The sequence below is a fragment of the Photobacterium leiognathi genome, assembly GCF_030685535.1.
GTDB lineage: Bacteria > Pseudomonadota > Gammaproteobacteria > Enterobacterales > Vibrionaceae > Photobacterium > Photobacterium leiognathi.
The window spans coordinates 1,065,873-1,079,176 of record NZ_CP131599.1 but is presented as its reverse complement, the minus strand read 5'-3'; the positions used below and the strand labels follow the sequence as shown (position 1 = coordinate 1,079,176).

Here is a 13,304-nt window from a genome sequence, read left to right as displayed (position 1 = left end):
ACACGCTTCATTTCATAAATAAACCTTGTGAAGATGTTGTTATCTAACCATATGAAAAGTGGGGATATTTTCTCGTTTAAATAGTCGCCCATCACAGTACTAAAAAGCAGTTTAGCAATTATTTCACAGCTGAGTATTGACGATAATTATACGCAGACACTCACATCAATAATTAGCATTGCAGGTCTTTCAAATCAGAATTAGTGACTTGTGATAGTATCCAATTACGAAAAGTAATCGCGTCAGGATTCTCAAAAGTCGTAGGACGGCTAATTAAGTAGAATGCTTCATTTGTTGCGATCTCTTGCTTGAAAGGTATAAGTAGTCTGCCTTCTTTAACCGCTTCATGGATCAATGAACTCCTCCCTAAAGCTATTCCCACTCCGACCTCTGCCAAACGCATTGCTGAAGCGAGCGTATCTAATCTAATTCCGCCTGAAACGTCAATATGATGAAACCCACTTTGATCTAGCCAATGCTGCCAACCAGAACGATAGCCAATCACATGCAATAGCTGATAGTTGTTCAATTGATTAGGGGATGAGGGAGGTTCTTTACCGTTTACGCAAATCGGATGGCATACTGGGAGTAGTTTGTCCCAAGTAATCCTATCAAAATACACATCTGTCCAACACCCTTCACCATGGCGAATATCAAAGTGGAAGTCTTTTTCACCATCCTCCGACCAAATATTGCTGACAATATTAAGATTTATCTCTGGGTATTGTGTTATAAAATCGTTCAACCGCGGGGCTAAATAATTCAAAAAGTAGACAAGATTAACTTTAATGATAAGAGGCTTAGAGTTATTAGAGCCAAATAATTCATCTGTAGCTCCAATAAGCTTATTTATAGCTTGACTTACTACTGGAATATAGGCTTTACCTTCTTGCGTTAACTCTAAACCGCGCGGCAATCTTTTGAATAAAAGGACGCCAAGATATGCTTCTAACCCTTTTACTTGATGACTTACGGCAGCTTGAGTCAAGCTTAATTCGTAAGAGGCTTGAGTAAAGTTCAAATGTTTGGCTGACACTTCAAACGCTCGCAGCCAATTGAGTGGCGGTAGTCTTTTTCTAGTCATAGTCTCCCCCTTAAACTCTAGTCACCTCTATAAAGATTAAAGATGATATTAAGCATGCTCTGAGCAATAAACCGTTTACCATCTTTAGTATAGCTAAGTAACATTCAGGGGAGAGTTTCTGTGATGTGACCTAATTTTAGTTAGTACAACATTAATGACTGTTATCATTGATAACAAATTAACTTGGGAAAGAAAAACTCACTCCTTCACGGACGCCACTCGATGGTAAGCGCTGAGTAATAGTTTTACGTTTAGTGTAAAACTTTACTCCATCGGGGCCATAGGCGTGCAGGTCACCGAATAATGAGTGCTTCCATCCGCCAAAACTGTGATAGGCCACTGGCACAGGTAACGGAACATTAATTCCAACCATGCCAACTTCAATATTATCGGAAAAATAGCGTGCTGCTTCACCATCACGTGTGAAAACGCAAGTCCCATTGCCGTATTCGTGATTATCAATCAAAGTTATGGCGTCTTCCATGCTTTGCACACGCACGACTTGCATTACTGGCCCAAAAATCTCCTTTTGATAGCTTTGCATATCTGTTGTTACATGATCCAGCAAAGTAGCACCAACAAAGAAGCCTTTTTCATAACCGGATACTGAAACGTTTCGCCCATCTACTACCACTGTAGCCCCATCAGCTTCTGCACTGTCAATGTAACCGAGAACTTTTTGTTTATGCGCTTGGGAGATCACCGGGCCAAAATCATTACCATTATCGTCATAGGCCCCTACTTTGAGCTTTTGCATCTCATTGCACATTTTTTTTACTAGCGAATCGGCCACGCTATCTCCAACAGCTACTACAACTGATAATGCCATGCATCGTTCACCCGATGAGCCAAATGCCGCGCCTAGCAATTGATTAACGGCGTTGTCGATATCTGCATCAGGCATTAATACCGCATGATTTTTTGCTCCGCCCAGTGCTTGGCAACGTTTTCCGTGCAAGCATGCAGCAGTGTAGATAGATTGTGCTATAGGCGTTGAACCGACAAAACTGATTGCTTTTATACGCTTGTCGCTCAGTAATACATCGACCGTTTCTTTATCGCCATTTACTACATTTAATACCCCGTCCGGTAAGCCTGCCTCATGAAGCAGGTTAGCCACGTATAACGTTGCGCTAGGAACGCGTTCGGACGGTTTTAATATAAACGTGTTACCACAGGCTATAGCCAGCGGAAACATCCACATAGGCACCATTACAGGAAAGTTAAAAGGAGTAATACCCGCAACCACGCCCAGCGGATGAAATTCACTCCATGAGTCGATCTGTTCAGCTACGTTTTTGGTGTGTTCACCTTTTAAGAGTTCAGGAATTCCACAAGCGAATTCAACGTTTTCTATCGCACGTTGCAACTCACCTGCGGCGTCATGTCTTACTTTTCCATGCTCTTCTCCAACCAGTTTACAGATTCTTTCTGCGTGCTCTTCGAGTAAAGATTTAAATCGGAACATAATACGCGCACGCTTAATAGGGGGAGTATTACGCCAAGCTGGATAAGCCGCTTGCGCACAAGAAATCGCCTCTTCAACGGTGCTCTTAGTGGCAAGCGAAACCTGTTTAGAAGGCTCACCCGTTGCTGGATTGAAAACATCTTGAACACAGCTTTCGTGTTCAACAAGCTGACCATTAATGAGGTGACCTACGGTTTTCATAGCTTTATCCTTTAAAGTAATTGATATTTTCCAACTTACCTACCGAGGTAAGAGTTTCAATATAATTTAAGGCTTACACGGCGTCCCAAAGCGATTGATAGATCGCGATTATTTGCTCTGAAGTTGGTATCACAGGGTTATTATCAGGTGAACCTGAAGCTAACGCTTGCTCTGCCATTAGCGGCATCAGTTCAAAGAATTTCTTACGTTCAACACCAAACTCTGCCAGCGAAGGCACTTTTAATTCCTCGTTGAGTGACTCTAACTCTGTAATTAGCTTTTCATTAGCTATTTTATCACTTTCACTCGCTTCGGCGATTCCCATGGCACGTGCACAGTCGGCATAGCGTTCAGTTGCAGCTGGAATGGAAAATCTTGTTACCGCTGGCAGTAGCATGGCATTAGATAGACCGTGCGGCACATGAAATGCAGCACCAATTGGGCGGCTCATACCGTGAACTAAGGCCACTGAGGCATTGGAAAACGCGACACCCGCAAGGTGAGCTCCTAACATCATAGATTTCCGAGCTGGCTTATTGTATCCATCGTGGAACACCGCCCTGAGGTTGGCAGTCAGAAGGCGCATGGCTGTGAGCGCTTGAAAGTCACTGTATTGATTAGCCTTTCGACTTACATATGCTTCGATCGCATGAGTGAGGGCATCAATGCCGGTATCTGCTGTCACACGGGGGGGAGCGCTTAAAGTGAGATTGAAATCCAACAGCGTAGCTGTGGGCATAAAGCCATTTCCCATGCAAAGCATCTTCTCATCGGTTTTCTCATCGGTTATCACCGTAAAGCGGGTCGCTTCTGAGCCTGTGCCAGCTGTTGTGGGGATAGCAATCACAGGTAGACCTTGTTTATTCACTATGCGCGGTACTTTGTAGTCTCGCATTTGTCCGCCGTGTATACCCAAAATGCTGATTGCTTTTGCGCTATCGATTGGGCTACCGCCACCTACAGCAATAATGCTGTCAAAATGACCATGACGAACTAAGTCAACACCAGCTAATAAAGATGCTGTCGTTGGCTCAGGAATGGTTTCGTCATATACCTGAGACTCAATCCCATTATCACGCAGATTCGATTGTATGGTCGCAATGTAGCCTAATTGCACCATAACCTTGTCAGTGACAATCAACGGATGATAACAGCCAAGGCTTAGTACGACACTGGAGATGTCATCACTGGCACCTTCTCCTATTTGCATAATCCTAGGTAGAATGATTGAAGTCGACATATTTCCCTCTTTTTCAGAGTAGATTTGCAGTGTAGTGGGCGAACAGTTGATGACGACAACTCACTTATTCAGTTCACCTAACTTTTTACTTTACCTTACCGCAGCTATTACACTTATCTTTACTCATATTAAAAGTGTAGTTGTCCTCATGAGTCTTGTTTAGTTGCTTCTGGGTTAAAGGGTTTTGATTGAACCTTATGTTGTGAACCTGCTGGTAAAGGTTCTAAACGTAACGATTTATAAAGACCAATTGCAGCTAAGATCACCACAAACGAAAAAGGTAACGCGGCAACAATCGAAGCGGTTTGCAAGGCTTTTAATCCGCCTGCAAATAACAATACTGCAGCCACTGCACCGACTGCTGCTCCCCAGAAAACTCGATAACGTGACGGCGGGTGTTCATCACCCATTGAAATAAGAGTACACACTACTAAGGTTGCAGAGTCTGCTGAAGTGATGAAATAGGTTACCAGCATGAATGTACAGATGATGGTCATGCTTTTTGTCACAAATATGTTTTCATTCATTAATTCAATTGTTTTAAACAAGGCCATAGTCAAATCATTATTTACAGCTTCGACCACTCCACCTGAACCATAAAGTTCAAGGTACATTGCCGTGTTACCAAAGATAGAAATCCAAATGATAGCTAGCATAGTCGGTGCAATGAGAACACCTAAGATAAATTCACGGATTGTTCGACCTTTTGAGATACGAGCTATGAATACGCCACAAAATGGTGCCCATGCAATCCACCAGCCCCAATAGAAGACCGTCCACCAACCTTGCCATTGATTTTCTGGGTCTGGATTAACCCACATTCCAAGTTCAATCGCATTTACAAAGTAATCACCAGTATTAGTGACAATTGCGCCCAATACATAAGCGGTTGGACCGAAAATTACAAAAAGGCCGAGTATGAGTATGGTTAATCGCATGTTCCATTCACTCAAAATCCGAATACCTTTATTAACACCAGATAATACAGATAAGGTTGCTAAAATAGATATCACCACTATCAAAATGATTTGATTGGTTGTCGAAATATCCACGCCAAGAAGATGATTAAGTCCAGCATTCATTTGCTGGGCTCCAAGCCCGAGTGAGGTAGCAATACCAAACACAGTACCAAATACCGCTAACAAATCTGCAGCATGACCGATTGGTCCGTAAATTCGATCACCAAAAATGGGGTACAGACTGGAACGAATAGAAAGTGGGAGTCCTTTTCGGTAAGAGAAATACGCTAGGGCAAGACCAATGACAGCAAATAGCCCCCAACCATGCAAGCCCCAATGAAAAATAGATACCCTCATAGCGACTTGAGCCGCCTCAACCGTTTGCGCCTTTCCTTCCTCTATAAAAGGATTGCTTTGGAAATGATAAATGGGTTCGGCAATACTCCAAAACAATATACCAATGCCAATACCTGCGCCAAACAGCATTGAAAACCAGGCAAATAAACTAAACTCCGGTGACTCATTATCTTTACCAAGTTTGATATTTCCATAACGACTGATGATTAGCCAAAATGAAAAAAACAAGAAGCCACTCATGATGGCAACGTAGAACCAAGCCCAATCAGAAGCTATGTAATCTTTCGCTGCGGAGTACCATTTATTGGCTAACTCTGGAGCCAGTACTGTAAACAAAACAAATATCACCACCAAAAAGGCGGACCCTATTATCATTACTGGGTTTGCACCCGCAAACAGTGCTGATTTATTTATATCGCTCTGATTGTTCATAAAAACGCCTTTTCAGTGTTAATGAATGACACAGCCAAGCTACAACGGCTAGGTTGAACCAGTGAAGTTTTACTGGTTTTACTTTTCCTTGAGTTGATTGGTCACTTTCATGACAAGCAGACAGAGCTCATAGGCACAGTAGGCAAATGATTTCACTATTTCAGTACTTAATATTTTTAGCGCATAGCAAGTGCAATAAAAGAAACAAAAAACATGAGCAAGGGGTGGTATTTTTTATAGCTTGAGATGCTTTGATATCATCAAATAAGTTTAGATGTTGTTTTTAAAAGGTTTAAAATTTGAGAATATCCCCTTCATCGGTGATGGCATAAATTTAATCGCTAACCAGTACTATTTTTTTTTGCTAGTGAGCTCGTCTTTCTCTTCATAAGCTTCCTACTTACGGCATTGACTTGGGTCAAATCAACCTGTGAGGAAAGTTTAAATGGATAAAAACACTGAATTGCCGCTTCGACATGTGCGAGTCATTGATTTTGGTCAACAAATTGCGGGACCTGCTGTCGCGATGGTTTTAGCAGATCAAGGAGCAACTGTTATCCATATCGATCCACCATCAGGCCCTCAATGGAAACATCCGGCTAATGCAGTACTAAATCGAAATAAATTAAGCTTAAAATTGAATCTTAAAACAGCAGACGGTCTTGAGAAAGCCAAGGCATTGATTGATTGGGCTGATGTGGTGATAGAAAACTTTCGTCCCGGAACTTTAGCTAATTTAGGTATTGACTTTGAGCAGTTGCGTGCCAAACGTCCAGAGTTAATCACCATATCTATCCCTGGCTTTGCCAGTAGCGACTCGCTTCGCCGAGGTTGGAAAGCGACAGAAGCGATTGTCACGGCAACGTGTGGAGGGTTCAATGACATGGGCTTTAACCGTGTATTAATGGGAATCAACCCCAGCTTTTCTCCATTGCCTTTAGGTTCTTCTTATGCTACCTCATTGGCTGCAGCTTCGGTTGTGCTCGCATTATTGGAACGTGAAAAAACTGGTCGAGGCGACCATATTGAGGTGCCTATTGCCGCTGCTTTGATGGAAGGTTTAAGTTATAACTCTTATCTCATTGAAAACATGCCGTTGCGCTACATCAATATGCGCGAGGCTGAAATTGCACGCCGAAAACAAGAACAATTACCAATGGATCTCAGTTACGATGATCTGCAGGAGTATCTAGACCCGTTTTTTCGTACCTATCAATGTGCCGATGCTCGCTTCTTCTATTGCGTTTGTCCCTCACATCGTAATCACGCTAAACGCTGTCTTAGAGTTTTAGGGATCTATGATCAGCTAGTCGAAATGGGGTTACCTGATGTGGAAGATCTCTATCAACCCATCGCTGATTGGGATGGGGAAACGTCCATTGGGGTTTATCCTCTACCTAAAAAATGGGCACACATCATTTCAGAACGGATGAAAAAAGCGTTTTTAACTAGAACTTCAGCAGAGTGGGGGGTACTGTTTTACCAATGTGGGATCCCCGGAGCTCCACATCGAAATATCCTTGAATGGATCCATGACGAGCACACGACGCAATCAGGTTTGATGGTCAAGGTTAATGACCCTGAATACGGAGAGATGTTACAACCCGGCCCACTGGTGTGGTTTGAATATGTCCCAGAATCTCTATTACAACCGAAACCGCGTCAAACAATCGAATATGACAATGCGCTTATCCTTTTAAAGCAGGTCGCCGAACAAGAAATTACTCATCGTCCACGTGGAAGTGAGATCAAAACGGCGAGCCATAAAGCCTGGCTTGACGGATTGCGTGTGCTTGACCTTACCAATGTCATTGCTGGCCCTCACTCTTGTGCGTTCTTGAGTCGGTTTGGTGCTGAAGTGATCAAGCTGGATCCTGTTACGCCGATGTACGACCCTTTGATTGGCATCGTTTATGCTATTCTAGCGGGCAACGGCAAAAAAAGTACCTTGGTTGATATTATAACGGATGAAGGCCGTTCAATTTTGCATGCTCTGATACGCTCAGTGGATTTGATCGTTATTAACGCCCCTGAACGTCAAATAAAACCTCTCGGGTTAGATCAGAAAAGCTTACAAACCATCAACCCTGATGTTTTGTTTTGTCGTTTAGATTGCTTCGGTGGCCCTCACTCTGGGCCGAAAAGTGATTATATTGGGTACGATGATATTATTCAGGCTGCTAGCGGGATAATGACGCGTTTTGGCGGTGCAAAAACTCCTGAAGAGCACGCTCACATCGGCACATTGGACGTGAACTGTGGCTTTGCAGCAGGGCTTTCAATCGCTTTAGCGTTATTGCACAAACACAAAACGGGCAAAGTATCCCGCTGCCGTACTTCTCTTTCTGCCATCACCAATTTAGCTCAAACGCCTTTTTCACTTGATTATCACGATCGCGTTTCAATTGACGAACCCTCAGGTCGAAATCTTTTAGGTCGTAACGAACTGTCGCGATTTTATCAAACTCAAGATGGTTGGATTTTTCTCGACAGTACAGCCGATGAATTGACGAAGATGTCTAATATAAAAGGTTTAGAGAACATTGAGAGCGAAACATCAATAGCGACGTTTTTGACGAAGGCTTTTAAACAGCAATCGAGTGAATACTGGACTAAAGCTTTCCAAATAGTTAATATCGCCGCCGCTGCGCCTTGGTCGATAGAAGAGTTGCGCTCCAAATACACTCGTCCTATTGATAGAAACACTGGTATTGATCGAGGCAGTTTCTCATTTTCTTTTGATCCAAATCACCCAAGTACTCACTCAGTTACTCAAATTGACAATTATGCTATTCGCCCCAGTGAAGCAAGCATTAAAAAAGTAACGCCGACCGAACGGTTTGGCTCTTCAACCCGAGAGGTGCTCAAAATGTTGGGGTATAACGATGATGCCATTACTGACATGATTGAAAGGAAAATTATTGGGCTTAATTGGGGAAAAGAGTATTTACCGAGTTAAATTTCTAATTTTGATATCAGATGAGAATAAAGTTATCACTCTATCTTTACTATTTGCATGTGTTATTCAGAAGACTGAATTTATGAATTCTGGATTAACCTTACCACTTTAATAGAGTTTTATTAAATAAGGTTCTTCTCCGTTTTGTTGAGTCAAAAAGTGGTGGCTTGCCGATTTCCTATGATTTATCAGAATGACAGGCTCGTTTTGTGATTTATTGTTAAATGAGCACTATCTGTCGCTTTTCTGATGACGTTAATTAAATGAAGTGATAACTTAATTCTATTGTTATATAAATGGAATTAATTTGATGTTTAAATCGCTTTCTCCTGCTCAATTAGATCCTATTCTTTCCCTATCGATAGCATATCGAGAAGATCCTCGTGAAAACAAAATGGATTTAGGTATTGGTGTTTATCGCAATAGCCAAGGCGAAACTCCGATAATGCAAGCTATTTATCAAGCAGAGCAACGTCTGTTGCAAACACAAACGACGAAATCTTACGTCGGACTTGCTGGAAGTGAAGTATTTAACCAATCGATGATGGACTTACTGCTTTCAGGTTCCTCTGCACATGCGCGCTCTGCGGTAGTACAAACCCCAGGTGCTAGCGGCGCACTTCGTATGTTGGCTGATCTTATTCATATCGCGCAGCCTGATACAACGGTATGGTTAACAAACCCAAGTTACGTAAACCATAAACCAGTGATGGAAGCGTCTGGGTTAAAAGTAAAGTTCTATCCGTATTTTGATCCTGATACTAAACAAGTTAACAGCCAAGCAATGTTAGCAGAACTGGCGAAAGCAGGCCCTAAGGATGTGGTATTGCTGCACGGCTGTTGTCATAACCCGACCGACGCTGATATTAGCTTTGAAGATTGGCAAGCCATAACAGCATTAGCGAATAAAAACGGTTTTATGCCTTTTGTTGATATTGCTTATTTAGGTTTTGGTGATGGCTTAGAGCAAGACGGTGCAGGTCTTAAGTTCATGGCTGATAATGTTGAAGAGATGGTTGTTGCTACCTCTTGTTCAAAGAACTTTGGTTTGTATCGTGAGCGTACAGGAGCTGCAATTATTATTAGTGATAGCCAGCAAGAAGCGCAAAAAGCCAAAGGTCGTATTCTTACTTTAGCACGTTCAAGCTACACTATGCCACCTGATCACGGTGCAGCTTTAGTGGCTGAAATTTTAAATGACCAACAGTTAACCCAAACGTGGAAAGATGAATTAGATCAAATGCATGGTCGTATTTTACGTTTGCGAAAAGGGCTAACTCAAGCTATTCGTCAGCGTGGTTCAGATCAGTTTGATTTTATTGAACAACACAAAGGTATGTTTTCGGTAACAGGGTTAACGCCTAAGCAGATCTTAGCACTTCGTGAACAATATGGGATTTATGCAGTAGGGGACGGACGTATCAATATTGCAGGGCTTCAGGAACAACATATTGATCATTTAGCAGGTGCGTTGATAAGTGTGACGCGCTAACGCTTTTAAATACAACAAAGCCTGTCTCTTCTGTGCGTTTCTAGTGAAAGCAGGAAGAAACAGGCTTTTTTAATGTTTACTCTATAAAGCGTAATTTACCTGCAACTTTTGCAGCTAGTAGTCCTTGCATTGCGTAAACGTTGGTTTTGCCGTTGAATTCCAGTGTCATTGGTTCATGCTGACCTGAAATCCACAGTTTTAGCTCTGCATCTAAATCGAAATGGCCTTTCGTTTCCACCGCATACATAGTGATTGCTTTGTAAGGGATAGAACGGTATTCCACTTTCTTACCAGTCAGACCTTGTTTATCAATAAGGATCAAACGGTAGTCCGTTAAAACAATCATGTCACGAACCAGCTTGTAAGCTAATTCAATCTGTTCGTTTGGACCAAGGATAGTTGATAGTTCCTCAGTAGCGTCAGCGATGCTCATTTCACCTGCGTTGCCTAACAGCGCGTTAAAAAGACCCATTTGTTATTCCTTTTATCCTTGATAACTAAAACATTAGTTCATTTACGTGTAGCTTTTGATTTTAATCGAATTGTGTTTTTTACACTAGATGCAAGATTACATCAAGAGATAGAGCTTAAGGTAAACATTAGGTAAAAAGTGAGATGTGATAGAGAAAAGCAGTTACAAAACATGAGAAGAGAAATGTTTCAACCCAAAGTACCGAGATACTTTGGGTGAAAGTTCATTCGTGCCACAGAAAGGCATGTGGCGATGCAATCTTAAAGATTAAGACATTGAAATATAGCCTTTATCTTTAATGATTTTTTGTCCTTCAGGCGACATGATCCATGCTAAAAACTCTTTAGCAGCAGGTTTTAGTTTACCTGGTTGGTTCAGTACTAAGAATGGACGCGATAGTGGGTAAGTCTTGTTAACTACATCTTCAACCGATGCTTTATGACCATCAACATTGACAGCTTTTAAAGTATCATCAATAGAGCCTAGTGAAACGAAGCCAATTGCATCTTTGTTGTTAGCAACAACGGTCTTTTCAATACCATTACCGCTAGCCACTTGTGCTTTTTGGCTAATTGTCGATACTTTCACGCCGTTAATCTTGGTGGTTAGCTCCATTAACTCTTCAAATGCACCGCGCGTACCTGAACCATTTTCACGAGTCGTTACTACTACAGGATCACTGTTACCGCCCACAGCTGACCACTGCGTAATTTCGCCTTTAAATAGTTTTTCAATTTGTGCTTTTGATAAATTGTTTACCGGGTTTTTCGGGTTTACAACAACAGCGATACCATCACGTGCAATTTCAGTTTCAATTAGACCTGCTTTTTTCTCTTCTGCAGATAGGTTACGTGATGCCATACCTAGATCGTTCACACCTTCAATTGAAGATTTAATACCAGCACTTGAGCCCGTACCATTGATATCGATAAATACGTCAGGGTGACTCTTGTGATAAGTTTCACCTAGCACTTCCATCACATCCGTTACCGATGTAGAACCTGATACAGCAATGTGCTCTGCAGCTATCGCTGAGGTTGAAACTGCGACAGTGCTTAGAATTAATGAAAGTGTAAGAAGTGACTTAGTCATGTTGCGTCCTTTAGGCTGCTTAGTAATTTGCTCACTAAACTAATGTGACTATGTGACAAATTTGTTTCAAAAATAGACGCTGTTAATCAAGGTTAGATTTCAATAATGGAATTATTATGTTTCAAAAGTGAGTTAACAGCCGCGACGTTTCCAGAATTGCCCTTCATCATGATTAAAAACATTGAAGGTTTTATCTGCAATAATGTTGCCATTCATTTCTAATGTCATACGCCATGGACCTACTTTATTACTGATTGGGGCCCAAATTGTGTCGTGACTCAAATCAGCTGAATTACCAATAAAAATCTCGCTCTATGAATGCCCCTATAGCTTCATCAAGCATATATTCTTATTGAAAAGCTTATCGTTCCAAGAACAAGTCGCGTTATTCGTGAGCGTAATGTTGCTTTGGTAAGATTTCTTAAAGTGTTCAAGATGGTGTTGTACACCAAATCCAATACTCAGGCAGTCTCCCTAACGCCCAAGTGATTCATTGCAATATTTGCAATTTTTTCTCTTACATTTTGCTTGCGTGCTTCATAAACGTAATAGAGTTTAAGCTTGTTCTAAATAGAGATATATAAAGCGAGGAAAGCTTAAATTCTCATTCCCATGTTAACGGAAGTGTCAGTTTGATTGCAGAAACGACATTGAACTTGGATAGTAGCCATGAGTTAAAGTAATCAGAAATAAGGTAACAATATTAACACAAAACCACTTATTTGAGTCACGCCCCTAAATCACTTTAAAGTGTGTGGAGGAGAATAAAGAAAAAACTCAGGAAGGGGAAAACTTGAGCTGTTTTATTCTAGGCTATGATGCCTTTAAGATTTGAATGCCAATCAAAATATGTATCTTTACAACCATAGTTTCTTGCTGCGCCATTTACAATATTAATTTTATTGTTTGACGATTAATTAAAAGTAAATGGCTGAGTGGAAACGCTATGCCAATCTTCATTGGATTGCTGTAATGCTACTCGATAATTGAAGGTTTGTAGGTTGTCATTTATATGATAGTAACCCTTATCTTCAGTGCTGACATAAGTGTGTTGAGCTGATGGTTTATCAAAGTAATCAAAATTAACGGTTTCTATGTCGTAGGTATTCCCAGTGCGAACAATCACCAATTTCCCATCAATGCGGGTGGTATTTGTGTTCACATTGATAGAGCACTGAAAGTGCTTTCTTGTCGGCGTTTTATTTATACATTTTATTGCTTGCTCCAGAATAGATTGGTTGATGTCCAATTCTAATTCTGACAACTGTTTTTTCTCTGCTTTAGATAGTTGCGCCACATTGAGCGTTGGCTCCATCGTTGGTGTGAAATAGGTTACGCCAATCATTCCTAGCCCTAGCGAAAGTGTAATAATAATCTTATGTTTTTTCATAAATACCATAATTGATCGGTGTTTTATTGAAAAGTTAAAGCAGGAAAGGTGGAGTGTAAATAGCATTAAACAATTTGGCTATTAGTCTGACAAAGAAATGACAAACTCGTGTCGATGAATACCATCTTCTTACGCTTACCATATGATTCATAAATGTT

10 protein-coding genes and 1 pseudogene are annotated in these 13,304 nt (G+C 41.3%); 2 read left to right on the top strand and 9 right to left on the bottom strand.

The features are described from left to right. Positions 1-172: 172 nt before the first annotated feature. The 4 genes from Q7674_RS05025 to Q7674_RS05010 form a co-directional block, all read right to left on the bottom strand. Entirely contained in the window at positions 173-1,084 is a 912-nt protein-coding gene (locus Q7674_RS05025; RefSeq protein WP_305421926.1) for a LysR substrate-binding domain-containing protein, read from the bottom strand. A gap of 178 nt (positions 1,085-1,262) precedes the next feature. Beyond that, on the bottom strand, positions 1,263-2,753 hold the full coding sequence (locus tag Q7674_RS05020; protein ID WP_305421924.1) for a CoA-acylating methylmalonate-semialdehyde dehydrogenase: 1,491 nt from the start codon (positions 2,751-2,753) through the stop codon (positions 1,263-1,265). Between the two features lie 73 nt (positions 2,754-2,826). Further along, positions 2,827-3,993, bottom strand: a complete 1,167-nt coding sequence (locus Q7674_RS05015; RefSeq protein WP_045062167.1) for an iron-containing alcohol dehydrogenase — start codon at positions 3,991-3,993, stop codon at positions 2,827-2,829. A gap of 146 nt (positions 3,994-4,139) precedes the next feature. Next, the gene (locus Q7674_RS05010; protein ID WP_305421922.1) at positions 4,140-5,741 is read right to left on the bottom strand and encodes a BCCT family transporter; all 1,602 of its coding nucleotides are present in this window, start codon (positions 5,739-5,741) and stop codon (positions 4,140-4,142) included. Positions 5,742-6,186: 445 nt separating this feature from the next. Here Q7674_RS05010 and Q7674_RS05005 point away from each other — a divergent pair, with 445 nt between their 5' ends. Together Q7674_RS05005 and Q7674_RS05000 are read left to right on the top strand one after the other, a co-directional pair. Further along, positions 6,187-8,700, top strand: coding sequence for a CoA transferase (locus Q7674_RS05005; RefSeq protein WP_305421921.1), 2,514 nt, complete (start codon positions 6,187-6,189; stop codon positions 8,698-8,700). Between the two features lie 310 nt (positions 8,701-9,010). Next, entirely contained in the window at positions 9,011-10,192 is a 1,182-nt protein-coding gene (locus tag Q7674_RS05000; protein WP_305421919.1) for an amino acid aminotransferase, read from the top strand. A 76-nt stretch (positions 10,193-10,268) separates the two neighbouring features. On the opposite strand, the gene Q7674_RS04995 is transcribed toward Q7674_RS05000, so the two are convergent. The 5 genes and pseudogenes from Q7674_RS04995 to Q7674_RS04980 form a co-directional block, all read right to left on the bottom strand. After that, entirely contained in the window at positions 10,269-10,664 is a 396-nt protein-coding gene (locus Q7674_RS04995; RefSeq protein ID WP_045062170.1) for a PH domain-containing protein, read from the bottom strand. A 267-nt stretch (positions 10,665-10,931) separates the two neighbouring features. After that, positions 10,932-11,756 (bottom strand): phosphate ABC transporter substrate-binding protein, encoded by an 825-nt coding sequence (locus Q7674_RS04990; protein ID WP_045062171.1) that lies wholly within the window; start codon positions 11,754-11,756, stop codon positions 10,932-10,934. A 132-nt stretch (positions 11,757-11,888) separates the two neighbouring features. Beyond that, entirely contained in the window at positions 11,889-12,062 is a 174-nt protein-coding gene (locus tag Q7674_RS04985) for a DUF3859 domain-containing protein (RefSeq protein ID WP_272898471.1), read from the bottom strand. Positions 12,063-12,217: 155 nt separating this feature from the next. Beyond that, a pseudogene (locus Q7674_RS21865) lies at positions 12,218-12,292 on the bottom strand (hypothetical protein); the annotation flags it as partial. Positions 12,293-12,669: 377 nt separating this feature from the next. Then, the gene (locus Q7674_RS04980; protein ID WP_237156698.1) at positions 12,670-13,146 is read right to left on the bottom strand and encodes a hypothetical protein; all 477 of its coding nucleotides are present in this window, start codon (positions 13,144-13,146) and stop codon (positions 12,670-12,672) included. Between the last annotated feature and the right edge of the window lie 158 nt (positions 13,147-13,304).

Excerpts from the sequence above, each read along its gene's own strand:
- Q7674_RS05025 (WP_305421926.1), bottom strand. The coding sequence starts at position 1,084 with ATGACTAGAAAAAGACTACCGCCACTCAATTGGCTGCGAGCGTTTGAA.
- Q7674_RS05020 (WP_305421924.1), bottom strand. The coding sequence starts at position 2,753 with ATGAAAACCGTAGGTCACCTCATTAATGGTCAGCTTGTTGAACACGAA.
- Q7674_RS05015 (WP_045062167.1), bottom strand. The coding sequence starts at position 3,993 with ATGTCGACTTCAATCATTCTACCTAGGATTATGCAAATAGGAGAAGGT.
- Q7674_RS05010 (WP_305421922.1), bottom strand. The coding sequence starts at position 5,741 with ATGAACAATCAGAGCGATATAAATAAATCAGCACTGTTTGCGGGTGCA.
- Q7674_RS05005 (WP_305421921.1), top strand. The coding sequence starts at position 6,187 with ATGGATAAAAACACTGAATTGCCGCTTCGACATGTGCGAGTCATTGAT.
- Q7674_RS05000 (WP_305421919.1), top strand. The coding sequence starts at position 9,011 with ATGTTTAAATCGCTTTCTCCTGCTCAATTAGATCCTATTCTTTCCCTA.
- Q7674_RS04995 (WP_045062170.1), bottom strand. The coding sequence starts at position 10,664 with ATGGGTCTTTTTAACGCGCTGTTAGGCAACGCAGGTGAAATGAGCATC.
- Q7674_RS04990 (WP_045062171.1), bottom strand. The coding sequence starts at position 11,756 with ATGACTAAGTCACTTCTTACACTTTCATTAATTCTAAGCACTGTCGCA.
- Q7674_RS04980 (WP_237156698.1), bottom strand. The coding sequence starts at position 13,146 with ATGAAAAAACATAAGATTATTATTACACTTTCGCTAGGGCTAGGAATG.